General features: G+C 71.0%; 19 protein-coding genes. 5 read left to right on the top strand and 14 right to left on the bottom strand.

The window, feature by feature from the left end; genetic code table 11:
- Positions 1-128: 128 nt before the first annotated feature.
- The gene (locus ACFDS6_RS05790) at positions 129-1,415 is read right to left on the bottom strand and encodes a homoserine dehydrogenase (protein WP_375271168.1); all 1,287 of its coding nucleotides are present in this window, start codon (positions 1,413-1,415) and stop codon (positions 129-131) included.
- Positions 1,416-1,532: 117 nt separating this feature from the next.
- On the opposite strand from ACFDS6_RS05790, the gene ACFDS6_RS05785 reads away from it, so the two are divergent.
- Both ACFDS6_RS05785 and ACFDS6_RS05780 read left to right on the top strand, forming a co-directional pair.
- Positions 1,533-1,931 (top strand): cupin domain-containing protein, encoded by a 399-nt coding sequence (locus ACFDS6_RS05785; RefSeq protein WP_375271167.1) that lies wholly within the window; start codon positions 1,533-1,535, stop codon positions 1,929-1,931.
- 72 nt (positions 1,932-2,003) lie between these two features.
- Positions 2,004-3,974 (top strand): OPT family oligopeptide transporter, encoded by a 1,971-nt coding sequence (locus ACFDS6_RS05780; RefSeq protein ID WP_375271166.1) that lies wholly within the window; start codon positions 2,004-2,006, stop codon positions 3,972-3,974.
- A 129-nt stretch (positions 3,975-4,103) separates the two neighbouring features.
- On the opposite strand, the gene ACFDS6_RS05775 is transcribed toward ACFDS6_RS05780, so the two are convergent.
- The 5 genes from ACFDS6_RS05775 to ACFDS6_RS05755 all read right to left on the bottom strand — a co-directional run bounded on the left by ACFDS6_RS05775 (position 4,104) and on the right by ACFDS6_RS05755 (position 10,619).
- Positions 4,104-5,243 carry a VacJ family lipoprotein gene (locus tag ACFDS6_RS05775; RefSeq protein ID WP_375271165.1) on the bottom strand — a complete coding sequence of 380 codons (1,140 nt, stop codon included), beginning with the start codon at positions 5,241-5,243 and terminating at the stop codon, positions 4,104-4,106.
- Between the two features lie 141 nt (positions 5,244-5,384).
- Complete coding sequence (parE, locus tag ACFDS6_RS05770) at positions 5,385-7,379, bottom strand: DNA topoisomerase IV subunit B (protein WP_375271164.1); 1,995 nt, start codon at positions 7,377-7,379, stop codon at positions 5,385-5,387.
- A gap of 144 nt (positions 7,380-7,523) precedes the next feature.
- Entirely contained in the window at positions 7,524-9,182 is a 1,659-nt protein-coding gene (locus ACFDS6_RS05765; protein ID WP_375271163.1) for a pilus assembly protein TadG-related protein, read from the bottom strand.
- Positions 9,182-9,631 (bottom strand): TadE/TadG family type IV pilus assembly protein, encoded by a 450-nt coding sequence (locus tag ACFDS6_RS05760; RefSeq protein ID WP_375271162.1) that lies wholly within the window; start codon positions 9,629-9,631, stop codon positions 9,182-9,184. The genes ACFDS6_RS05765 and ACFDS6_RS05760 overlap by 1 nt, the downstream gene beginning before the upstream one ends.
- Before the next feature lie 172 nt (positions 9,632-9,803).
- Positions 9,804-10,619, bottom strand: a complete 816-nt coding sequence (locus ACFDS6_RS05755; RefSeq protein WP_375271161.1) for a GcrA family cell cycle regulator — start codon at positions 10,617-10,619, stop codon at positions 9,804-9,806.
- Between the two features lie 63 nt (positions 10,620-10,682).
- On the opposite strand from ACFDS6_RS05755, the gene ACFDS6_RS05750 reads away from it, so the two are divergent.
- Together ACFDS6_RS05750 and ACFDS6_RS05745 are read left to right on the top strand one after the other, a co-directional pair.
- Positions 10,683-11,534, top strand: a complete 852-nt coding sequence (locus tag ACFDS6_RS05750) for an ABC transporter permease (protein WP_375271160.1) — start codon at positions 10,683-10,685, stop codon at positions 11,532-11,534.
- 65 nt (positions 11,535-11,599) lie between these two features.
- A complete protein-coding gene (locus ACFDS6_RS05745) occupies positions 11,600-11,977 on the top strand; it encodes a hypothetical protein (RefSeq protein WP_375271159.1) in 378 nt (125 codons plus the stop codon).
- A gap of 65 nt (positions 11,978-12,042) precedes the next feature.
- Here ACFDS6_RS05745 and ACFDS6_RS05740 read toward each other — a convergent pair whose 3' ends face one another.
- From ACFDS6_RS05740 to ACFDS6_RS05730, 3 genes are read right to left on the bottom strand one after another with little or no spacing between them, the layout of a single operon-like run.
- Positions 12,043-12,834 carry a LysR family transcriptional regulator gene (locus ACFDS6_RS05740; protein ID WP_375271158.1) on the bottom strand — a complete coding sequence of 264 codons (792 nt, stop codon included), beginning with the start codon at positions 12,832-12,834 and terminating at the stop codon, positions 12,043-12,045.
- Positions 12,831-13,220: a Co2+/Mg2+ efflux protein ApaG gene (apaG, locus tag ACFDS6_RS05735; RefSeq protein WP_375271192.1), complete on the bottom strand. Its 390-nt coding sequence runs from the start codon at positions 13,218-13,220 to the stop codon at positions 12,831-12,833. Before apaG ends, ACFDS6_RS05740 begins: the two co-directional genes overlap by 4 nt.
- A gap of 20 nt (positions 13,221-13,240) precedes the next feature.
- Entirely contained in the window at positions 13,241-14,446 is a 1,206-nt protein-coding gene (locus ACFDS6_RS05730; protein ID WP_375271157.1) for a trans-sulfuration enzyme family protein, read from the bottom strand.
- A 238-nt stretch (positions 14,447-14,684) separates the two neighbouring features.
- On the opposite strand from ACFDS6_RS05730, the gene ACFDS6_RS05725 reads away from it, so the two are divergent.
- The gene (locus ACFDS6_RS05725) at positions 14,685-15,932 is read left to right on the top strand and encodes a glycosyltransferase family 39 protein (RefSeq protein ID WP_375271156.1); all 1,248 of its coding nucleotides are present in this window, start codon (positions 14,685-14,687) and stop codon (positions 15,930-15,932) included.
- 276 nt (positions 15,933-16,208) lie between these two features.
- Here ACFDS6_RS05725 and leuB read toward each other — a convergent pair whose 3' ends face one another.
- From leuB to ACFDS6_RS05700, 5 genes are all read right to left on the bottom strand, one after another.
- Positions 16,209-17,258, bottom strand: coding sequence for a 3-isopropylmalate dehydrogenase (gene leuB / locus ACFDS6_RS05720; protein WP_375271155.1), 1,050 nt, complete (start codon positions 17,256-17,258; stop codon positions 16,209-16,211).
- Between the two features lie 28 nt (positions 17,259-17,286).
- Positions 17,287-18,018, bottom strand: coding sequence for a DNA repair protein RecO (gene recO / locus ACFDS6_RS05715; RefSeq protein WP_375271154.1), 732 nt, complete (start codon positions 18,016-18,018; stop codon positions 17,287-17,289).
- A gap of 123 nt (positions 18,019-18,141) precedes the next feature.
- A complete protein-coding gene (locus tag ACFDS6_RS05710; RefSeq protein WP_375271153.1) occupies positions 18,142-19,023 on the bottom strand; it encodes a GNAT family N-acetyltransferase in 882 nt (293 codons plus the stop codon).
- Complete coding sequence (locus ACFDS6_RS05705; RefSeq protein WP_375271152.1) at positions 19,020-19,973, bottom strand: polysaccharide deacetylase; 954 nt, start codon at positions 19,971-19,973, stop codon at positions 19,020-19,022. The genes ACFDS6_RS05710 and ACFDS6_RS05705 overlap by 4 nt, the downstream gene beginning before the upstream one ends.
- Before the next feature lie 81 nt (positions 19,974-20,054).
- A complete protein-coding gene (locus ACFDS6_RS05700; protein WP_375271151.1) occupies positions 20,055-22,853 on the bottom strand; it encodes a DUF3857 domain-containing protein in 2,799 nt (932 codons plus the stop codon).
- Positions 22,854-22,882: the final 29 nt, after the last annotated feature.

Raw genomic sequence — 22,882 nt, 5'->3', positions numbered from 1 at the left:
CGCCCCCTCCACCGTCATCCCGGACCTGATCCGGAATTCCGCTTCTTACTCCTCCCGCGCAGCCAAGAGGGCTCTCGGATCAAGTCCGGCGTGATCCCAAAGAGCGCAGGCGACCTGCCGCCCTCACCTCACCCCAAGATGTGCATCCACATCGGATCGCCCACCAAACTCTGCGATCCGCGCAGCCGCTCCAGCGCCGCCGCGACCGCGCGCTCCGGCCCCTCGTGCGTGACGATCGCGACCAGCACGTCGCCGCCCGGATTGGCGCCGCGCTGGATCAGGCTCTCGATCGACACGCCCGCGTCGCGCATCGCCGCCGCGATCTCGGCGAGTACCCCGACGCGGTCCGCGACCGTGAAGCGCAGATAGGCGCGACCGCGCCGCTCGCCGCTGTCCGCCGCCTCGCTCGCCGACAGCGCGTCGACCGGCATTGCGAACGCCGGGCCGAACTCGCCGCGCGCGATGTCGATCAGGTCGGCGACCACCGCGCTCGCGGTCGGCCCCGCGCCCGCGCCCGCGCCCTGGAACAGCAGGCGGCCGACGTAATTGCCCTCCGCCACGACCGCGTTGGTCGCGCCGGTCACGTGCGACAGCGGGTGGTCGGCCGGCACCAGATGCGCGTGGACGCGCTGGAACAGCCCGTTCGGTCCGGCCTCCGCCACCCCGACCAGCCGCACGCGGTAGCCGAGCGCTGCGGCCTCCGCGATATCGGCCGCCAGCACGTGGCGGATGCCGCTGACCGCCACGTCGCCGAACGCGGGCCGGGTGCCGAACGCTATGCTCGCCAGGATCGACAATTTGTGCGCCGCGTCCACTCCGTCGATGTCGAACGACGGATCGGCTTCGGCGAAGCCCAGCGCCTGCGCCTCCGCCAGCACGTCGGCGAAGTCGCGGCCCTCCGCCTCCATCCGGCTCAGGATGAAGTTGCACGTGCCGTTCAGGATGCCGGTCACGCGCCCGATCGCGTTCGCCGCCGCGCCCTCGCGCAATCCCTTGATGACCGGAATGCCGCCCGCCACCGCCGCCTCGAACTTGAGCGGCACGCCGCCCTTCTCCGCCGCGGCGCCCAGTTCCAGCCCGTGATGCGCCAGCATCGCCTTGTTCGCGGTGACGAACCCCTTGCCCGCCGCCAGCGTCTTGCGCGCGAGCGCCAGCGCGGGGCCGTCCGCCCCGCCGACCAGCTCGACGACCACGTCGGCGTCGCTCGCGGCGAGCTGCGTCGTGTCGTCGACCCAGGCGAAGCGCGACAGGTCGATTCCCCGATCCTTGCTGCGGTCGCGCGCCGACACCGCGACAACCTCGATCGGCCGCCCCGCGCGCCGCGCGATAAGCTCGCGATTCTCGTCCAGCAGGCGGATCACGCCGCCGCCCACCACGCCCAGCCCCGCCAGCGCCACCTTCAGCGTATCCGCCATGCTCTTCGCCCCTCTTGCGCTCCGCTTCATCGCCTAAGCGAGCACCGCGCGGGTGTCGAGCGCGCGCACCTTCGCCGCCGCCGCGCGTTGGTCGGCGACCACCACGGAGCAATCGACATGCAGATCACCCGCAGCGGCAGCCAGCCATCGACGAAGGGCAACGCGGACTGGTTCACCGGCATCGTCCGGATCGACCCGCTGTTCGCCGCCGAGGCCCCGTCGCGGGTGGCGGGCGCACACGTCACCTTCGAGCCCGGCGCGCGCACCAACTGGCACACGCACCCGCTCGGCCAGACGCTGATCGTCACCTTCGGCCGCGGCTGGGTCCAGCGCGAGGGTGGCGCGATCGAGGAGATCCACGCCGGCGACGTCGTCCGCTTCGCCCCCGACGAACGCCACTGGCACGGCGCCAGCGCGGACAGCGCGATGTCGCACATCGCGGTGCAGGAGAGCGTCGACGGCAGCGCGGTGACGTGGCTCGAACCCGTCAACGATGCGGACTACCGCCGCCGATAGTCCTCGCACGGTTGCCGCCATGCGAGAACCCATCCGGTTGCATTGCGGCGCGACGACCGCGATGACGGTGGCATGACCCGCCCCAGCGCAGCCCCGACCACCGCTCCCGCCGCCCCGACCGGCATGCCCGAACTGACGCTGCGCGGCATCGTGCTGGGCGGAGTCATTACGCTCTTGTTCACCGCCGCCAACGCCTATCTCGGGCTCAAGGTCGGGCTGACCTTCGCCACCTCGATCCCCGCCGCGGTGATCTCGATGGCGGTGCTGCGCTTCCTGCCCGGCGCCAACATGCTCGAGAACAACATCGTGCAGACGATCGCCTCGGCGGCGGGCACGCTCGCCGCGATCGTGTTCGTGCTGCCCGGCCTCGTCATGATCGGGTGGTGGAGCGGCTTTCCGTTCTGGACGACCAGCGCGATCACCGCCACCGGCGGCATCCTGGGCGTGATGTTCTCGGTTCCCTTGCGCCGCGCGCTCGTCGTCGGCGGCGACCTGCCCTACCCCGAGGGCCGCGCCGCGGCCGAGGTGTTGCAGGCGGGATCGAACACGCAGGCGGGCGCGAAGGAGAGCGAGGCCGGCCTGCGCGTGCTGGTGCGCGGCTCGGTCGTGTCCGCGCTGTTCGCGATCCTGACGCAGATGAAGCTCGCCGCCGCGGAGGCCGCGACCTGGTTCCGCGTCGGCTCGGGCGCGACCGGGATCGCTGGCGGGCTGTCGTTCGCGCTGTTCGGCGTCGGGCACCTCGTCGGGCTGTCGGTGGGCTTGGCGCAGGCGGTCGGCCTCGTCACCGGCTGGTTCATCCTGCTGCCGTTCCTGACCGCGCAGGCGCCCTCAACCCTCGGGGTCGAGGAATGGGCGAGCACAATCTTCCGCCAGGACGTGCGCTTCTTCGGCGCCGGAGTGATCGGGGTCGCCGCGATCTGGACCCTGCTCAGGATCGCGGGGCCGGTCGTCGGCGGCATCCGCGGCGCGCTCGCCGCCAGCGTGGCGCGTGCCGGTGGCGAGACGCTCGCGCTGGAGGAGCGCGACCTGCCGATCGGCATCGTCGCAGGCGGCGCGCTCGCGATCCTGCTGCCGATCACGTGGCTGTTGTGGAGCGTGCTGTCGGGCGGTCCGCTCGCCGGCTCCGCGGCGCTGCTGGTCGCGGGCGCGCTCGTGTTCGTCGTCGTCGTCGGGCTGATGATCGCCGCGGTCACCGGCTACATGGCGGGGCTGATCGGCGCGTCCAACTCGCCCGTTTCGGGAATAGGCATCCTGGCCGTCCTCGCCGCCTCGCTGCTGCTCGTCGGCCGCGACGTCGCGCCCGCGCAGACGCAGGCATTGGTCGCCTACGCGCTGATCGTCACCGGCATCGTGTTCGGCATCGCCACCATCGCGAACGACAACCTTCAGGACCTGAAGACCGGGCAACTCGTCGGCGCGACGCCGTGGAAGCAGCAGGTCGCCCTCATCATCGGCGTCGTGTTCGGCTCGCTCGTGATCGCGCCGGTGCTCGACCTGCTCCAGACCGCGTTCGGCTTCGCGGGCGCGCCCGGCGCCGGCCCCAACGCGCTCGCCGCGCCGCAGGCCGGGCTGATCTCCGCGCTCGCGCAGGGTGTGCTCGGCGGCAATCTCAACTGGTCGATGCTCGGCTGGGGCGCGGTCGCGGGCGTCCTCTTCATCGCGATGGACGCAGCTCTCGGGCGCGCGGGCCGGCTCCGGCTACCCCCGCTCGCGATCGGGATCGGCATCTACCTGCCGATGGCGGTGATCCTGCCCGTCACGATCGGCGCGGTCGTCGGCCACCTCTACGACCGCTGGGCTGACCGCACCCGCGACGCCGAGTTCGCGCGGCGTCTCGGCGTGCTGGTCGCCACCGGCATGATCGTCGGCGAGTCGCTGTGGCAGGTCGTGTTCGCGGGCATCGTCGCCGCGACGGGCAGCGACGCGCCGCTCGCGGTCGTCGGCCCCGCCTTCACCCACCTCGCGCTGATCGGCGGGACGATCCTGTTCCTCGCGCTGGTGTGGTGGCTCTACCGCAGCACCAAGCGCGAGGCGCTTGCCTGATCGCAACCAATACCAAAGCACCGTCATCCCGGACTTGATCCGGGATCCCGCTGCCTCCTCCCACCCGCCCGATAAGCGGAACCCCGGATCAAGTCCGGGGTAACGAGAAGGCGCGTGTTAAATCGCCGCTCAGGCCGCGGGCACCCGCTCCGCGTCGACCGCGGCCGGCGCAACCGCGTCACCCGCCGCAGCCGCGCCGCCGCCATTGTCGTTCGCGGCAGCCGGCACCGGCTCGGCAGGCGGCGCGTCACCCGCGGGTAGCGGCTGCGCGGCGGGCGCGTCCGCCGGCGCGGGCACATCCGCCGCCGGCTCCTCCGCGCGGATCGGTCGCCCGCGCGCGTCCACGTCCGCGGGCGGCTCGGTCATGCCGCCGACCAGCGCCTCGCCGCGCTTCAGCGCGTCGATCTCGGCCTGGCGGCGTTGCAGGTAGAAAGTCCGCGAGTTGGCGTACGGATCGTCGACGTTCTCGTGCAGCTTCTTCAGCGTGTCGTCGAACTCCGACCGGTGGTCGAGCACGCTCAGCGTCGCGAACGGGATCACGAACTCGGGCTTGGTCACGCGGCTGCCGAAGGTGAACGGCAGGATCAGCCGGTCGATCGCGCCGCCGAACAGGTCGCGCACGGTCGTCGGCCCGGTGATCGGCAGGAACAGGAAAGGTCCGTTGGGCACGCCGTAGAAGCCCAGGGTATTGGCGAACCCGTTGCTGCGCCGCGGCAGCTTGAACGGCTTCTTCTTGGCGACGTCGAAGATGCCCGCGACACCCGCGGTGGTGTTGATCGCGAACCGCGCGAACGTCTCGGCCGCCTTGCCGATCTTGTGCTGCAGCACGAAGTTCAGGAACACCACGGGTTCCCGAAAATTGTACAGGAAGTTGTGGATGCCGTTGCGTATCTCGCGCGGCAGCGTCTTCTTGTACGCGCGCGCGGCCGGACCGGTGATGGCGCCGTCGACCGCCTGCGTCGCCTTGAACGACGTCTCGTTGACCCCGCGCAGCGGATCGGGCGCGAGCCCGCGACGCTCGCCGGTGACGACGATGTCGCCGCCCGGCGCCGCGCCGTCCCGGCCGCGCGCGGGCGGCAGCGTCGGCACGACCGGCGGCGGCACGATCTCGGGCTCCGCCTCGCTGCTCGCCGCGGATGACGCCTGCGGTGCGATCGCCGGAGCAGCCACCGACGCGCTCACCGGCGGCTGATCGGCGAACAGCGCGACCTCGAACGCGCTCGGCGTCATCGCGGCGACCGATACGCTGGTCCACAACAACAGGCTCAATCGTCGGCTCCTAGCAGCCGGCCCGCACGTGGCCGAGAACGCCGGTCGCGAAACGACCGCATCCCACGGCTAGTACAAAGCCCGGTTGCGCTGCACAACCGGCGCGACGCGCGCGCACGTCACTGGTGCGACATCGCCATGTCAGGCGTCGATCGCTTCCTCGTCCAGCCGCGCCGCATTCTCCTGGATGAACGCGAAGCGGTGCGCCGGGTTGGTCCCCATCAACCGGTCGACCAGGTCCTTCACGCCCGCGCGCTCCTCATATTCCTGCGGCAGCGTGATGCGGATCAGCGCGCGCGACCCCGGGTCCATCGTCGTCTCGCGCAACTGCCCCGGATTCATCTCGCCCAGCCCCTTGAACCGCGCGACCTCGACCTTCTTGCCGCGGAATGCGGTCCGCTCCAGTTCGGCACGGTGTGCGTCGTCGCGCGCGTACAGGCTCTTCGCGCCGTGCGTCAGCCGGTAGAGCGGCGGCTGCGCTAGGTACAAATGCCCGCGCCGCACGATGTCGGGCATCTCCTGAAAGAAGAACGTCATCAGCAACGTCGCGATATGCGCGCCGTCGACGTCCGCGTCGGTCATGATGATGACCTTCTCGTAGCGCAGATTATCCGCCACGCAGTCCTTGCGCGTCCCGCACCCGAGCGCCAGCCCCAGGTCGGCGATCTCCTGATTCGCCAGGATCTTGGCGCTGGTGGCGCTCGCGACGTTCAAGATCTTGCCGCGGATCGGCAGGATCGCCTGCGTCTTGCGGTCGCGCGCCTGTTTCGCGCTGCCGCCCGCCGAATCGCCCTCGACGATAAACAGCTCGGTCCCCGCCGGCGCGTCGGCCGAACAGTCGGTCAGCTTGCCCGGCAGCCGCAGCTTCCTCGCACTCGTCGCCGTCTTGCGCTTGACCTCGCGCTCCTGCTTGCGCCGCAGCCGCTCGTCCATCCGCTCCAGCACGTAACCGAGCAGCGCGCGACCGCGCTCCATGTTGTGGCCCAGCCAATGGTCGAAATGGTCGCGCACCGCCTTCTCGACCAGCCCCGCCGCCTCCGGGCTGGTCAGCCGGTCCTTGGTCTGGCTCTGGAACTGCGGGTCGCGGATGAACACCGACAGCATCAACTCGCTGCCGACCATCACGTCGTCCGCGGTCAGCTCCTTGGCGCGCTTGTTGTTGACCAGTTCGCCGAACTGCCGCAGCCCGCGCACCAGCGCCTGGCGCAATCCCTGCTCGTGCGTGCCGCCGTCGGGGGTCGGGATCGTGTTGCAATACCAGCTGTAGCTGCCCTCGCTCCACAGCGGCCAGGCGACCGCCCACTCGACCTTGCCCATCTTCACCCCGCCCGCGCCATCGGGGAAGTCCTGCGTGCCCGAGAACGCGTCCGCGGTCGCGCACTCGCGCCCGCCCAGCTGCTCGCGCAGGTGATCGGCGAGCCCACCCGGAAACTGGAACACCGCCTCCGCTGGCGTATCGTCGGAGATAAGCGACGCCGCGCACTTCCACCGTATCTCGACGCCCGCGAACAGATACGCCTTCGACCGCGCCAGCTTGTACAACCGCGCCGGCTTGAAGCTCAGCTCGGGCCCGAAAATCTCCTGATCGGGCACGAACGAGACGGTCGTCCCGCGCCGGTTCGGTGCCGCGCCGACGTGCTCCAGCGCGCCGACCGTCTGCCCGCGGCTGAACCGCTGCCGGTACAATTGCCGCTCGCGCGCGACCTCGACCACCGTCTCCGCCGACAACGCGTTCACCACCGACACGCCGACGCCGTGCAGCCCGCCGCTCGTCGCGTACGCCTTGCCCGCGAACTTGCCGCCCGAGTGGAGCGTCGACAAGATCACCTCCAGCGCCGACTTGTCCGGGAACTTGGGGTGCGGGTCGACCGGAATGCCGCGCCCGTTGTCGGTGATCGTCAACCGGTTGCCCGGCTCCAGCGTCACCTCGATCCGCGTCGCGTGCCCCGCGACCGCCTCGTCCATCGCATTGTCGAGCACCTCGGCCGCCAGGTGATGCAGCGCGCGCTCGTCGGTCCCGCCGACGTACATGCCGGGGCGGCGGCGGACCGGCTCCAGCCCTTCCAGCACCTCGATCGACGAGGCATCGTAGCTGCCGACGGTCGCGGTGGATGAAGCAAAGAGATCGTCGGCCATGCGACCGACTATAGGCGCGCGCCCGCGCGAACAGAAGGGGCACACGCCGGCGATCGGTCGTCACGCGCCATCGCGCCCCCATCGATCGACCCACCGTCCCGACAATCAGCGTCGCCGCCCCCCGCCACGCCGCGTCCGCCCGCGTCAGCCGACCAGCACCGCGCTGCCGCACCGCAGGCCGTTGACCCGCAGGTCGGCCTCCCCGATCCCGACGCCCAGCCCACCCGTCACCGCGCCCAGCAGCAGGTCGATCGGCCCCGCGACCGCCGACAGCACCTGACCGATCCCGCGCAGCAGCGGGTCGATCGGGATCGGCAGGCCGAGCAGGCTGACGCGCAGCGTCGCCTGCGCGATCAGCGACGCGGCCACGCCTTGCGTCATCGTTGACGCGCGGATCGTCTCCACCTGACCCGCGTCGATCATCGCGCGCGTGAAGCGCCGCGCCTGCCACGGCTCCGCGGCGCCCAGCGAGACGCGGCTGCTGCCGGTCACGTCGACCAGCAAGGTGTCGAGCAGACGCGCGCTCGCCGGCACGATCGGGCGGGAGAAATCGTCCAGCCGGCGCTCGTCCACCGTTCCGATCGCCGCCTCCAGCGGACCCACCCGCCCCTCGACCGTCGCCGCCGCAGGGCTGGCATCGCACTCGATCGCGCGCAGCCGCGCCTCCGCCGACGCCGCCTCGACGAACAAGGGCAGGTCGATCGACACCAGGCTCGACAATCCCGGCAGCAGCGTCGGCGCCAGCCGCGTCTGCGCGTAGATGCGCGCCTGCGCGGTGCGCACCACCGTTTCGCCGCGGTCGGTCACCGTCAGCCACGGCGAGGATTGCGCGCGCTCGCCGATCGCGACCATCAGCTTGGTCGACGCGACGCCCGGCACCGTCGCGCCCAGGTCGAGCCGCAACTGCCGCGCCCCGCCCGCCTCCAGCAGCGTCGTCATGAACGGCAGCACCGGCACCCGCGCGACCCCCGTTCCGCCCCCCGCCTGCCGCGCGAGCGGCCCGGCGTCGATCAGCGCGCCCAGCTTGATCGTCTGCGCACCGACCGCGCCATTGACCCGCGACACCGCGCCCGCCGCGCTTGCCTCCCCCGACGCGCTCAGCGTCTCGTTCAGCGCCGCGAACACGTCCGACACCCGCACGTCCGCCGCGAGCAGGTCGGCGTAGCTCCCGGCCGACAGGTTCGCGCGCACCCTGACCCGGTCGAACAGCGCGAACAGGTCGACGTTCGACTCGACCAACGCGCGGTGGTCGAGCACGCCGAGCGTGACCGTCCGCCCGGTCAGCCCCGACAGCAGCGCGTTCAGCACGCCCCCGTCGAGCCCGACCAGCCGCGAGCCGGCCGAGAAGCTCGCCGCCGCGCGTCGCTGCGCCGTCGCCTGCCGCACGATCCGCACCGATCGGATGCCGAACACCTGCGCGAAGAAGGTCGGCGAGTCGGTCGCCACCTGCACCTGCGCCGCGTCGCCACCGACGTCAGGGGTGAAGCGCTGCGCCGGCGCGATCCCCGCGTCCGCGCGGTAGCGGCCGGACACGGTGCGCACTACGCTCGCCCGCGCCCAGCTCGCCGCCACCAGCGCGCGGGCCGCCGCGTCCGCGCGAGTTGCGTCGCCCGCCGCCGCGCCCGCCAGCGCCGCGCCGTCGGCGACTCCCTGCAATCGTCTCGCATCGAGCTGTATCGTGCCGTAATCGACCGCGAACGCGGCGAAACCGGCGAGCAGCGGCATCGCGCAGGCGACGAACACCCCCACGCCGCCGCGCCGCTCGCGCCACAACCGGCGCAGGCTCGTGCGCGCGCGCGCCATCACAACGCACTCAGCGCGACCACGGCGCGCCGCTCGACGATCGGCTCCGGCAGCGGCACGAATCCGCTCGACAGCAGGGTCAGCGCGCGCGCGTCGACGCGCAGCTTGACGGTCGCGCGCGCCCCGCCCTCCTCGATCGTCAACGCGACCTGACTGGATTGCAGCCCGGGGCCGTTCGCCACCTCGCTCGCGACCGCCGCCTGCGCCAATGTAAGTCGCTCGGCCGGCGTCATTCCGCCGACGATCGCGCGCGCGGCATTGTTCGCGGCCGACTGCACGCCGTGCGCCAGCCAGATATACTGGCCGTAACACAGCACGCCCATGACCAGGCTCAGCAGGCACGGCAGCAGCAGCGCGAACTCGATCAACGCCGCGCCGCGCCGGTCACGGCTCAGTCGGATGGGCAGCCGATCGTTGGTGGCATTGGACCGAGGTGAGGAGCGCGACATGAGTAACCCTTTCGGGTGTCTTGTCCCACGCCTCGGCTTGCAGTTGGGGAACCGGCTAGCGACGCGATACTATTGAATTTACGTAGCTGTTCACGCGCGAAGGGCCGGCCCAACCCTCCGGATTGGACCGACCCTTCGCAATTGCCTCACGCGGGCGCCGTCGAAGCGCGCGTCAGCGCATCCGCGGCCCGCCGAACGGCAGCGGCGCCGCACGCCGGTCGCGCCGCGGCAGCTGCGCCTGGTACGCGTGGCCGCAGTGCGTGACGCAGTACGGGAAGCCGGGGTTCACCTTCTCGCCGCAGAAATGAAAGTCGGGCTCGCCCGGGTGACCCAGCGGCCACTTGCAGACCTTGTCGCTCAGGTCGAGCAGCGAGGTCTTGTCGGCATATTCCGGCGCGGTGCGCGCGGGCACCAGCCGGCGCGGCGGCGCGGGCGTGCTCGGTGCCTGCTGCTCGCCCGGCGACTGGCGCACGAAGCCGCCCGGCCCGACCGAGCGGAGCACCGGCTGCTGCTCGACCAGACGCTCGCGCACCGGCGCGGCGACGGGCGCGTCGTCCTCGTCCTCCTCCGCCTCGTCGACCTCCGCGGCGGGCGCGTCGTCCTCGACCACCGGCTCGGGCTCGGGCGCGCGTTCCACCGCGACCGGTTCGCTAGCGGCCGACACCGGCTCGGGGCTGGGCGCGATCGCCGCCACCTCGGCCGGCGCAGTTCGCTCCGCGGGCTCGGCGACCGTCGCGCTGTCATCCGACGAAGCCGTGTCCTGCGCTGCCCCCGCTGCCGCTGCCTGCGCCGCCGCCGCGGCCGCCTGCTGGCGCGCTTCTTCCTTGCTCACCACGGGCGACGGGCGCGATTGCAGCCCCAGCCGGTGCGCCTTGCCGATCACGGCGTTGCGGCTGACCCCGCCCAGCGCTTCGGCGATCTGGCTAGCGGTCTGGCCGGCTTCCCACATGGTCTTGAGCGTGTCGATGCGCTCGTCGGTCCAGGACATTCGTGTGTTTCCTCAAGCGGTGCCGGTTGCGGGGGACGGCGGCAGCGTCTACCCGCACGCGGGATGAGCAGCCAGCCCCCAATCGGCCAAGTCCAATCGGCAGTCAGGAACGCACCGGGCGTCCCGGTCATCCGGAACGTCAACTGGGGCGGCCTCAGAACCCTCTATGTGAAGGAGGTGCGCCGTTTCTTCAAGGTGCAGCTCCAGACCGTGTGGGCGCCCGCGATCACCACCTTGCTGTTCCTGGTCATCTTCACTGTCGCGAACGGCGCGCGCGCGCCAGTGCGCGTCGGCGGCACGGTCGTGCCCTTCGCCGATTTCGTCGCCCCCGGCCTCATCATCATGGGCATGATGCAGAACGCCTTCGCCAACGCCAGCTTCTCGCTGCTGGTCGGCAAGATCCAGGGCACGATCGTCGACTATCTGCAACCGCCCTTGTCGACCGCGGAACTGCTCGCGGCACTGGCGGGCGGGGCGGTGACGCGCGCCTTCTGCGTCGGCGCGGCGGTGTGGCTGGCGATGGCGCTATGGCCCGACGTCCACGTCGCGCCGCAGCACCCGCTCGCGGTGCTGTGGTTCGGCCTGCTCGGCGCCCTGTTCCTCAGCTTCGCGGGCGTGCTGACCTCGATCTGGGCGGAGAAGTTCGACCACGCAGCGGCAGTCACCAACTTCGTCATCGCGCCGCTGACGCTGCTGTCGGGCACCTTCTACTCGGTCGACCACCTCGCGCCCGCGTTCCGCGCGTTCAGCCACGTCAACCCGTTCTTCTACGTCATCTCGGGCTTCCGCTACGGCTTCCTCGGCACCGCAGACTCGCCCGTCGAGACCGGCAGCCTCGTCATCCTCGCGATCGACGTCGGCATGGGCGTGCTCTGCTACACGCTCCTCAAGCGCGGCTGGAAGCTCAAGAACTGACGGACACTTAGCGGGTGCGCCTCGTTTGAGCGCTCGGGCATCCGCCCGCAGGAGCATCCGTTCACATGGCCGTCAAATTCGCTGCAACGATGAACGCGATCAATCGCGGTCTCGAAACGACCAAGCCCGCCAAGGGCGCCGACATGATCGAGGATTGGGAAGCCGCGCTCGCCGACACCGACGTGTCGGGTGCCAAGGGCATCCTCCGCGACCTCGGCTCGCTTCGCAAGCAGCTGGAGAAGGACGAACCCGACGCCGACCGCGTCCACGCCCTGCTCCACCGCCTGGGTGCCGCGACCACCAAGATCGCGGACAAGGCCGAGAAATCGCAGGACAAGCTCAAGGCATTGGGCGAGGCGCTGACCGAGGCCGGCGAGGAAGACCACGACGAGGAAGAAGACGCCGAGGCTGCCGCAGCACCCAAGCGCGCGCGCAAGAAGTGACCTGAACCGAGGGCGGGTAACACCGCCCTCGACCTGTCCGACGCGAAACGATCAACCGGGTAGAGCTACCCCGCCAGCGCCTCAATCAGCGCCTGCACCTTCTTCTGCCGCCACTGCGGCGTCGGCGCGACCAGCCAGTAGCCCATGCGCGACGGCTCCGCCGCGCCCACCACCGCGATCCGCGCCTCGGCCACGTCGCGCGCCGCGAGCAGCTCCGGCACGATCGCGCGTCCCAGCCCCGCCGCCGCCGCGTCGATCGCCAGCCCAGCGTCGCCGACGCGCACCACCGGCGTCGCAGCACCTTCGGGCGATCCCGGCCACGCGATCAGCGTGTCCGCGCCGCCGCCCGGCCGCTCGACCGTGACCAGCCCGTCGCTCTCGACCGCCTCGCCCTCCAGCGCGCCCGGCCCCTCGCCCCAGCGGATCGCTAGGTCGAGGTTCGCTTCGGTGAAATCCAGCCCCTCGTCCGCCACCACCAGCGAGAAACGCAGGTCCGGGTCACCCCCCGCGATCTCCGCCAGCCGCGGCAGCAGCCATTTCTCCGTCAGGTCACGCGGTGCCGCGATCGTCAGCGACTTGGACGATTGCCCCGCCTGCATCGCGCGCACCGCTTCCTCGAAATTGAGGAACCCCGCCCGCAGCGGCCCCAGCGCCGCCGCCGCCTCGTCGGTCAGCTCCAGCCCCTTGGTGGTGCGGCGGAACAGCACCACGCCCAGCGTATCCTCCAGCGCGCGGACCTGCTGCCCGACCGCCGCCGGGGTCACCGCCAGCTCGTCCGCGGCGCGCGTGAACGACAGGTGGCGCGCCGCCGCGTCGAGCACGCGCAGGCCGTTGAGCGGCAGGTGCGTGCGCTTCATCCCGCCACCGCGGGCGCGTGCAGCGCGAACTTGGGGATCGCCACGTCGAACGTCGCGCCCGCTTCATCCACCATGCGGTAACTGCCCTGCATCGCGCCGCTCGGCGTGGAGAGCGGACAGCCCGACACGTAATCGTAGCTGCCGCCGGTCGCGATCACCGGCTGCTCGCCGACCACGCCCTCGCCCTCGACGCTGTGGCGCGCGCCGCGCCCGTCGGTGATGATCCAGTGCCGCGTCAGCAGCTGCACCGCGCCCGGGAACGCATTCTCGATCCGGATGTGATAGGCCCAGAACCACCGCCCGCGCGCCGGCTCCGACTGTTCGGCCAAGTAGCTGACCGACACGCGCACCGTCACCCCGCGCGTCGTCTCCGCGACGTCGAACATCGACTGCACGAACGCTGCGGTCACAGCCCCACCTGGGCGAGCGCCTGGTCGAGGTCGTCGATCAGGTCGAGCGGGTCCTCCAACCCGACGTTCAGCCGGATCAACCCCTCGGTCACGCCCATCTCGATGCGCTTGTCCTCCGCGACCCCGTAATGCGTCGTCGACGCCGGGTGCGTCATCAACGAGCGCGAGTCGCCGATGTTGTTCGATATGTCGATCAGCGTCAGCGCGTTGAGCAGGGCGTGCGCCTGCGCGCGGTCCGCGACCTCGAACGCGAAGATCGACCCCGCCGCCACCATCTGGCTCATCGCGAGTTCGTGCTGCGGGTGGCTGGCGAGCCCCGGATGCAGGATGCGCGGCACGCGCCCTTCCATGAAGCGGCCGACCTGCACCGACGATTCCGACTGCCGCCGAATGCGCAGGTCGAGCGTCTCCAGACCCTTCAGCACGACCCAGGCGTTGAACGCCGACAAGGTCGGACCCGTGTTGCGCGTGAACGGCAGCAGCGTGTTGTTGATGAAATCGGCGGTCCCGCACACCGCGCCCGCCAACACTCGGCCCTGCCCGTCCATCATCTTGGTCGCGGAATAGGCGGTCACGTCCGCGCCATAATCCATCGGCCGCTGGAGCGCGGGGGTCGCGAACGCATTGTCGACCACACTGCGGATGCCGCGCTCGCGCGCGATGGCACACACCGCGCGCAGGTCGACCACGTCCATCGTCGGGTTGGCGGGCGTCTCGAAGAAGAAGACCTTGGTCTCGGGGCGCACCGCGTCGACGAATTGCTGTGGGTCGCGCGCGTCGACGATCGTGGTCGCAATCCCGAACTTCGGCAGCAGCGTGTCGGTCAGCCAGCGGCACGACCCGAACGCCGCGCGCCCCGCGACGACGTGGTCGCCCTGCTCCAGCTGGCAGAGCAGCACCGCGGTCATCGCCGCCATGCCGGTCGCCATCGTCCGGCACGCTTCCGCCCCCTCCAGCAGCGCGATGCGTTCTTCCAGCATCTCGACCGTCGGGTTCTGCAACCGCGAGTAGGTCATCCCCGACTGCTCACCCGCGAAGCGCGCCGCCGCGTCCTCCGCGCGGTCGTAGCTGTAGCCGGAGGTGAGAAACAGCGCCTCGCTCGTCTCGCCCCATTCCGACCGCGCGGTGCCGCCGCGGACCGCCTGGGTGGCGGGACGCCAGTTCTGGGTGATCGAACGGTCCTGGCCGGTGCGACGCTTCATGGCGCACGCCATGCCCGCGCGGGCCGGCTTTCTCAACCCCTCGCCAGCGTCGATCGCCGGGTTCGCACCCGTCACCGGCGCTGCCTTCAGGCCATCTTCTTTTCCTTCCGTCATCCCCGCGAAGGCGGTGATCCATCGCGCCTCCACACGGCAGTCCCTGAGCGATGCGGAACGCCCGGCCACTCGCTCATCATCTTGCCCCTTGCCCGCCACCGCCCCGCACGCGAGAGAACCCGACGTGGCCGCCCCCCATCATCCCCGCACACGCCCGCTCGCCCGCCCGCTCCTGATCGGCGCGCTCGTCGCGCTGTTCAGCGAGCTGATCTTCCTCGTCCGCCTGGGCGTCCCCGACAAGCCCGTGTTCGACGAGGTCCACTACCTCCCCGCCGCGCGCGCGCTGCGCGACCTGTCGGGCCCGACCAACATCGAGCATCCGCTGCTCGCCAAGGAACTGATCGCGCTGTCGCTCGCGTGGTTCGGCGACGAGCCGTTCGGCTGGCGCTTCGCCTCGACGCTGGCGGGCGCGGCGACGGTCGCGGGCGTGTTCGCGCTCGTCCAGCTGCTCACCGGCCGCCTGCGCGCCAGCCTGACCGGCGCCGCGCTCGCGCTGATGTCGTTCACGATCCTGGTGCAGGCGCGCATCGCGATGCTCGACACCTTCCTCGCCGCGTTCCTGCTGTGGGGCGTGGTGGTGCTCGCCTGGTCGATGCGCCATCCGGGCTACGCACGCTGGTGCGCGGGCGCGGCGCTGCTCGGGCTCGCCACCGCGTGCAAGTGGACCGCCGGGCCGTACGTCGCCTTCGCCGCCGTCGCCTATCTCCGCCTGCGCGACCGCCGCCCGGACCGCTGGCCGGGAATGAACCCCGTGGTCGCGGTCGCGCTGCTCGGCCTCGTCTCGGTCGCGACCTATTTCCTCACCTTCGCGCCCGCCTTCTTCTACACGCAGGACGCGCTGACCTGGTCGCGCCTGATCCCGTTTCAGCTCGACATGTACGCGCGTCAGACGCAGGTGCTGCCGCCGCACACCTATCAGTCGAACTGGTGGACCTGGCCGCTGATGCGCCGTCCGATCTGGTACCTCTACGAACCCGTCGACGGGGTGCAGCGCGGCATCTGGATGATCGGCAATCCCGCGATCATGTGGGGCGGGCTGGTCGCGGTCGCGGCGCTGTTCTGGGCCTGGGCGAAGACCGATTCGGCGCGGCTGCTCGCCCCGGCGATGCTGTGGCTCGCCAGCCTGCTGATCTGGGCGCTGATCCCCAAATCGCTCGGCTTCTATTACTATTACTACCCCAGCGGCATCTTCCTGACGGTCGCGCTCGCGGTCGCGCTCGACCATTGGCGCGATCGGCTCGCCGGCTGGGACGAGCTCTACCTGCTCGTCTGCTTCGCGCTGCTGCTCTACTTCCTGCCGGTGCTCTGCGCCGAACCGCTGACCGACGCCGGCGCCTTCCGCCGCTGGACGTGGTTCGCCAGCTGGGTGTGAGCGCGGGCGGCCTGTCCTACAGACCGACACCACGCTAGGCCGCGGATGGGCCGTCGCCCAAGCGGTTCTCCCGGCCGCGCACCCGCTCTTTGATCCTGCTGCCTAGCCCCCGCCGACCCATTGACGACGCGCATTGGCCTCACCTTAGCCTCACCTTCCGCGCCGATCGGTCCCCGTGACGGCGCGCGTTGGCGTGACCTTGGCCTCACCTTTCGCCGCCACGACCGTCGAACCACCCGCCGCGTTGGCCTCACCTTCGCCTCACCTTTCGCGCGTCTACAGCGCGGCGAGCACCGCGTCGCCCATCGCGCGCGTCGACGCAGCCCCGCCCAGGTCGGGCGTCCTGACCCCGCTCGCGAGCGCCGCAGCCACCGCTGCCTCGACCCGGTCCGCCGCCGTCGGCTCGCCCAGCGAGTGGCGCAGCATCATCGCCGCCGACAGGATCGCCGCGCACGGGTTCGCCTTGCCCGCACCTGCGATGTCGGGCGCAGACCCGTGAATCGGCTCGTACAGCCCCTTGCCGTTCGCATCCAGCGACGCCGACGGCAGCATCCCGATCGAGCCGACGCACATGCTCGCCTGATCCGACAAGATGTCGCCGAACAGATTGCCCGTCACGATCGTGTCGAACGCGCCCGGATCGCGCACCAGCTGCATGGCGGCATTGTCGACGTACATGTGGCTGAGTTCGACCTCAGGGTAATCGGCCGCCACCTCAATCACCACGTCGCGCCACAATTGCGAGGTTTCCAGCACGTTCGCCTTATCGACCGAGCACAGCCGGCCGCGACGCTTCGCCGCGGTCTCGAACCCGACGCGCGCGATGCGGCGCACCTCGTCCTCGTCGTAGCGCATCAGGTCGTGTCCCTCGCGCAGCCCCGCGGGCGTGGTCCGCCGGCCCTTGTCGCCGAAATACACGTCGCCGTTCAACTCGCGCACGATCACCAGGTCGATCGCGCGCGCCACCTCGGGCTTGAGCGTGGAGGCATCCTCCAGCCCTTCGAAGATCTTGGCCGGGCGCAGATTGGCGAAGGTGCCCAGTTCCTTGCGCAGCCCCAGGATCGCCTGCTCGGGCCGGAACGCGCGCTCCAGCGCGTCGAACGCGGGGTCGCCGACCGCGCCGAACAGGATCGCGTCGGCGCGCCGCGCGAGGTCCAGCGTCTCGGGCGGCAGCGGGTGCCCGCTCGCGCGGTATGCCGCGCCGCCTACCGCCGCTTCCTCGAACGCGAGGTCGAGCTCGAGCGCGTCCAGCACGCGCCGCGCCTCCGCGGTCACTTCGGGGCCGATGCCGTCGCCGGCGAGGATCGCGATCAGGGGCGTGCTCATGCCCGCCCGCATGGCGCGTGCGCCCGCGTCAGGCAACCGCCCTTTTCAGCCGGTCGACCAGCCGGTCCCGCGCCGCCAGCGCCTCGCGCCGCCGGTCGACCAGCACGTCGCGCTCCAGGAAATGCCCGGTGATCGCCAGCGCATCCATCACCGCACCCCACTCGGCCTCGCCGCCCGCGGTCAGGAACGCGGGCAGCCGCAGCAGCCGCGCCTCGTACCCCGCCGCCGCCGCGCGGCTCACCGCCCCGCCGCTCTTCGGGCTTACGTACCCGAGGTCGTCGACCGCCCCGGTCGCTACGCACGCCGACAGATCGAGCCCGAACCCCAGCTCGGCGAGCAGCAGCAGCTCGTAGCGCGCGAGCGCCCCCGCCCAGCCTTTGGCGGTCGGCGCCGCCTCCACCGCGTCCAGCACGCCCGACAGTGCGTCGTGCACCCGCGGATAGGATTGCGCCTCGGGCAGCGCAGCGGCGGTCAGCGCCGCCACCCACTCGAGCGCCGCCGCCGGCAGCGCCGCATCGTACATCGCCGCGCGGCTGTGGATCAGCTCGACGGTCAGCGCGGGCAGTTGCTCGTCCGTCCGCGCGCGCCACTCGCCCCGCACCAGGTTGGTCGGCTGCAGGATCGGGCGCAGCCGCCGCGAGTGCCCACCGCGGACGTAGCCCGGCCACACCCCCGCCTCCCGCGTGAACGCGCGCACCACCGCCCCGTGCTCGCCGTGCGCGCGCACGGACAGGACGATGGCATCGGCGACGAGGTGCATGCCCGCTAGATAGGACGCGAGCCGCCGCCGGTCACGCTCCCCTTACTCCCCTCCCTGATAGAGAGAGGCCGGGGGTGGGTAGGCCCGACACGGAACACTTCGCATCGACCAACCCACACCGCGCTAGACCCGCCGCACCCGCCGCGCGATCTGCCGCAGCGCCGGCGTCTCGCTCCACCGCTTGGCCACCACCATCGCGGCGTCGAACCCACCGACCGCCGCCACCGCGGCCCGGTTGGCGATCGTCTCGCGCAGCAGCAGCACGTCGCAGGCCGCGACGCCGCCGCTCGCCAACCCGCGCTTGTGCTGCCCCTCGCCTTCGGTAAAATCGAACCAGCGGAAGCGATCCGCGAACAGGTCGTTCAGCGCTTCCGCCATCAACACGCTGCCGACCGACAGCGCCTGATGTGCGGGATCGTGCCCGACGTAATCGTAACGCAGCGTGTCGCCGTCCGCCCCGCACCACAGATACGCGACCGGCGCCTCGCCCAGGAACAGCAGCCACGCGCGCGCGCGGTCCTGCGCCGCCGCCGCGATCAGTGCCGCCGCATCCTCCGGCAACCCCGACCCGAGCAGCCTCTCCTGGTACGTCGTCGCCGACACCCGCCGCGCCAGCGGGTGGAACACCGCCATCTCGTCCGCCGAGCGATAGCGTCGCACGTCGAGCACGCCGCCGTTCGCGCCCGCGACCTTCTTCGCCTTGCGCTTCAACCCCGACCGCGCCTGCCCCGACAGGCCCGCCGCCCACGCCGCGCGCCCACCCGCCAGATCGACGAAGTAGCGCACGTAGCGCTGCCGCACGAACCTGAGCCCCGCCGCGTCGAGCGGCACCGCCTCGGGCAGCGAGGTCACCAGATAGCCGTCGTCCGCCGGCTGGAGCAGCGGCATCGCCGGCCCGCGCCCCGTCAACGCCTGTTCGAGCGACCACGCCACCCGAACTAGCCGCCGTGGAAAGCTCACCAGCGTCCGCGCGCCGACCTGCAGCTTCAGCGCGCTCGCGCTCACGCCGCGCGCTCCGCCACCAGCGTCGACCACAGCTGCTCCGCCTGCCGCCAGCGCAGCCGCAGCGCGTCGGGTGCCAGCGGGCGATCCTCGCACCCGAGCGGCAGGGTCGGACGATCGGCGAAGTGGCACGTCGGCGCCACGTCGCGCCGCTCGGCCAGCATGTCGCACAACGCCTCGAACCGGTGGACGTGGACGCGGTTGGGCGCGGTGCCCGCGCGATTGGCGAGCTCGAAACTATGTCCGACGATCGTCACCGCGGCGTGGTCCCGCGCCACCGCATGGTCGATCGCCGCGCGCATCTCGCGCGTCGACAGCGCGCAGATCTGGAAATTGCGCCAACAGCCCGGTCGGTCCTCGATCACCGTCACCGGCACCTCGACCACCCCGCGGCGCACGACGGGCGCGATCTGCGCCGGATCGAGCGCGATCGCGCTCGGCCACGGATGATGCGCGCCGTTGTGGCTGCTGTCGTACGCGATCCCGAATGCTGCGAGCACACCCAAGGTGTCGTCGTTTGCCGAGTAGCTCCCGGCGCGAAACGCCACCGGCCGCGGCGCGCCCGCCGCCACCAGCAGCTCGATCGCGCGCGCCAGCACCGCGCGCTGCCGGTCGGCGGACAGGTCGATCAGCTCGAACGCGCCGTGCGCCGCCCCACGATCGCCCGCGACGGCGCCGATCCAGTTCGGGTGGCAGTGCAGCTGCACTTCCTGCCCCGCCGCCAGCACCGGCTCCACCATCCGCCGAGCCCATTGCGCACCATAGATCAGCGCCGGCAACGGATCGACGAAGAACGTCGCCTTCAGCCCGGCCCTCGCCAGCACGCCCAGCTGCCACGCCAGACCCACGCCCGCCGGCTCGACCGAGCGCGCGTGGATCGTCCCCGCATCCAGCCCCGCGGCATGATGCCGCCACGCGAACTCGGTATCGATGGTCAGGAACACGGCCGGCATGGCCGCCTTCCATACTCGTCAGACGTAAACGCGACGCTTACGCGCCCGTCTCCCCTCGCGACGCCTCAGCCCCGTTCGCTGCTATTGCGCCACGATGCCCCACCGCTTGTAATCGTCGTCGACCAGCGGATTGATCGAGCGCGCGGCCGCCAGGTCGCGTTTCGCCTCCGCCTGCTTGCCGAGACGCGCGTAGACGATCCCGCGCATGAACAGGCTCTCGTCCTGCATCGGCGATGCATCGATTGCGGCGTCTAGGTCGAGCAGCGCATCATCGAGGCGGTTCATGCGAAAATACACCAAGGCGCGACTGTCGAGCGATCCGGCCGGACTGTCGCTCAATTCGATCGCCTTCGCGCAATCCTTTAGCGCACTCTCCAGCGCGGTGTTGCTGGTGGCCTTCTGCCAGCACCGCGCGTTGAGCAGGTCCGCGTCCGCGCCCCGTTCCTTCAACGTCGCATCGAGCAGCGCCAGCGCCTCGTCGTTCTTCCCTTGATAGGCCAGCATGTCGCTCTTGATCGATGCCCAGTCGGCCGCATCCTTGCCACCGGCATCGATCCGCTCCTGGATCATCGCCATGCCTGCAGCCGCGTCCCCGTGCCGTACCTTGTGCCAGGCGAGCATCGCCAATGCCGTGTCCGAGCCCGGTTCGAGCGTGCGTGCCGCCTCGATGTCTGTAAGCGACTTTCCGTCCTGCCGCAGCGCACGGTAGAGCGCCGCCCGCTTCAAATAGGTGTCGCTGGTCGGCTCGAGCGCGATCGCCTGCGTGTAGTCGGCGATCGCACCGGCGCGGTCGTAAACACCGGCACGAAGGCTCGCACGCGACGTGTAGGCGGTCGCTTCCTTCGGATCGTTGGCAACGATGCGGGCGTAGAGGCGGTCCAGCGTCGCGAGGGCGCCGTTCGCCTTGGCGCGCTGTACCACTTCCGGCCGCGAAGGCATTGTGACGGGTGCGACCAGCCGCAGCATGCCGTTGCGCGCCTGTGCAATCCGCGCCTTGGCGATCGGGATCTGGTCGGCCGGCATCTCGCCACCTACCCGGACTATCCTGTCCTCCAACGTCAACGTGTCGCCGCTCAGTGCGACCTTGCGACTAACCTGCGCTCCCGCGACACTGCCGTCGAGCCGCTGATCACCCTCCAGCGTGTAGCCGGTGCCGCCATCAGGCAGCTTGACCGTGGTTCGGAATATCGCCGTCTGGGGTCCCGACAGCGCGACGGGGATATTGCGCCAGGCGGCACGCGCGCGATCGGGCTCGAACGACACATCGTTGATCGCGCGGTCGACCGTTGTACGATACCGCCGCGCTTCGCGCCGCCACTGCGTCGTGATAAGTCCTTCTGCCGAAATCCGCACCTGCGCGTTGACGCTGTCATAGCTAATGACCGGGTCGACGATCTGCGCCTCGCCGAGCATGTCGATGATCAACTTTGCGACGATCTGCTCGCGTTCCTTGGCACCGACCTGCGCGCTGGCCGCCGCGAGCACGCCCGCGCCCGCTCCGCGTCCGATCATCGCGAACTTGAACGTGGTGGGCAGTCCGACGCCCGCGCTGTCATCCAACGCCAGATCGACCTCGTACTCCGGCCGCGCGTCGGCGTGGAGCGCGATCGGCATCAACGTCGCGCCGGCCATTCGCACCGGCAGCACGGTGCCGAGCGCGGGCGTGTCGCGGATATCGGCCAGCCGCGTGCCCGATCCCGTGCCGTCGAGCCACAGGCTCTCGCCGCCGATCGTCGCGCGCACCAGCACGTGGTCGAACGCGCCCGGGCTTGCCAGCCGGTCCGCCACCATGCCCGGCAACCGCGCGCTCGCCAGCACCGGCTCCGCCTCGATGTCCATCGCGTGCAGCATGGCGAGCAGCAGCAGCGTCTTCGCCTTGCAGTCGCCGTAGCGGCGCTCCCACGTCTGCGCGGCCGGCTGTGGCACGTAATTGCCCGTGTCCATGCCGAGCACGAGGTAGCGGATGTTGTCCTGCACCGACTGCAACGCCAACGCCGCCCGCGCGAGCGGCTGCGCCTGCGCCGCCTTGATCCGCGCCACTTCGGCGGCGAGCGGGCTGCCGGGCGCGATCGCACCGTCGGTCGCGTAGAGCGGCGCCATCACCTTCGACACCGCGGCCCAGTCGGCGAAGGTCGTCGCTTCCAGCATCGGCATTCGCTTGAACCGCGCGGGCGCGTCGTCGGGCATCTCGGGCTGCTTGGCGAGCGGCAGCGGCACCGTCAGTTCGCGCCAGCCATCCTTGACCACCGGCGTCGTGTTCACGCCCTCGGCGTAGCTGCGCCACTTCAGCTCGGTCTTCTCCGGCCATACCAGCCGCACGCGCCCGAACCCGATCTGGGCCGGCGCGGTTACCAATCCGGCAAACAATTGCGCGTCGCCCTTCAACGTCGGGTCGCGCCGCGTGGTCGAGAACGACACGTGCAGCACGTCGCCGGCGCTCAACCCCTCGGCGTTCATCATCGCGGTCAGCGCGCCGTCGAGCTGCCGCTGGTCGAGCTGCTCCTCGCGCCGCAGCACGGTGAACGGCTGGCCGCCCTTGAGCAGGTCGATGCGCTGCGCGCCCCGGACGATCTCGGCGCGGTGGATCACCAGGTCGCCCTGCGCGGGCTGCCATTGCAGCTTCACGTCGCCGATCTCGCTCAGCACCTGCGCCGACGACGCGCGCGTCGCGGTGTCGAAGTACGACCACACCTGCCCGTTCTCGACCCGCTGCTGGTTGTCGAGCAGCACGAGCGCGGGGGAGGCATCGGTCAGCTTGGTCGCGTCGATCGGCGGCGCGGGTGCGATCCACGTCGGCGCGGGCTGGTACAACGGCTTGTCACCGGCGTGCGCCACCCCGGCCGTGCACAGACACGCGAAAAACAACGGCGAGCGCCGCATGACCAATCCCCCGAAACAACCCCTGGGAA

The sequence above is a fragment of the Sphingomonas sp. genome, assembly GCF_042095875.1.
Taxonomy (GTDB): Bacteria; Pseudomonadota; Alphaproteobacteria; order Sphingomonadales; family Sphingomonadaceae; genus Sphingomonas.
This window is presented reverse-complemented; position numbering and strand designations above follow the sequence as displayed.

What these genes read in the sequence shown, in the direction of transcription:
- ACFDS6_RS05790 (WP_375271168.1), bottom strand. Translation starts at nt 1,415, where the DNA reads ATGGCGGATACGCTGAAGGTGGCGCTGGCGGGGCTGGGCGTGGTGGGC.
- ACFDS6_RS05785 (WP_375271167.1), top strand. Translation starts at nt 1,533, where the DNA reads ATGCAGATCACCCGCAGCGGCAGCCAGCCATCGACGAAGGGCAACGCG.
- ACFDS6_RS05780 (WP_375271166.1), top strand. Translation starts at nt 2,004, where the DNA reads ATGACCCGCCCCAGCGCAGCCCCGACCACCGCTCCCGCCGCCCCGACC.
- parE (WP_375271164.1), bottom strand. Translation starts at nt 7,379, where the DNA reads ATGGCCGACGATCTCTTTGCTTCATCCACCGCGACCGTCGGCAGCTAC.
- ACFDS6_RS05765 (WP_375271163.1), bottom strand. Translation starts at nt 9,182, where the DNA reads ATGGCGCGCGCGCGCACGAGCCTGCGCCGGTTGTGGCGCGAGCGGCGC.
- ACFDS6_RS05760 (WP_375271162.1), bottom strand. Translation starts at nt 9,631, where the DNA reads ATGTCGCGCTCCTCACCTCGGTCCAATGCCACCAACGATCGGCTGCCC.
- ACFDS6_RS05755 (WP_375271161.1), bottom strand. Translation starts at nt 10,619, where the DNA reads ATGTCCTGGACCGACGAGCGCATCGACACGCTCAAGACCATGTGGGAA.
- ACFDS6_RS05750 (WP_375271160.1), top strand. Translation starts at nt 10,683, where the DNA reads ATGAGCAGCCAGCCCCCAATCGGCCAAGTCCAATCGGCAGTCAGGAAC.
- ACFDS6_RS05745 (WP_375271159.1), top strand. Translation starts at nt 11,600, where the DNA reads ATGGCCGTCAAATTCGCTGCAACGATGAACGCGATCAATCGCGGTCTC.
- ACFDS6_RS05740 (WP_375271158.1), bottom strand. Translation starts at nt 12,834, where the DNA reads ATGAAGCGCACGCACCTGCCGCTCAACGGCCTGCGCGTGCTCGACGCG.
- apaG (WP_375271192.1), bottom strand. Translation starts at nt 13,220, where the DNA reads ATGTTCGACGTCGCGGAGACGACGCGCGGGGTGACGGTGCGCGTGTCG.
- ACFDS6_RS05730 (WP_375271157.1), bottom strand. Translation starts at nt 14,446, where the DNA reads ATGAAGCGTCGCACCGGCCAGGACCGTTCGATCACCCAGAACTGGCGT.
- leuB (WP_375271155.1), bottom strand. Translation starts at nt 17,258, where the DNA reads ATGAGCACGCCCCTGATCGCGATCCTCGCCGGCGACGGCATCGGCCCC.
- recO (WP_375271154.1), bottom strand. Translation starts at nt 18,018, where the DNA reads ATGCACCTCGTCGCCGATGCCATCGTCCTGTCCGTGCGCGCGCACGGC.
- ACFDS6_RS05705 (WP_375271152.1), bottom strand. Translation starts at nt 19,973, where the DNA reads ATGCCGGCCGTGTTCCTGACCATCGATACCGAGTTCGCGTGGCGGCAT.
- ACFDS6_RS05700 (WP_375271151.1), bottom strand. Translation starts at nt 22,853, where the DNA reads ATGCGGCGCTCGCCGTTGTTTTTCGCGTGTCTGTGCACGGCCGGGGTG.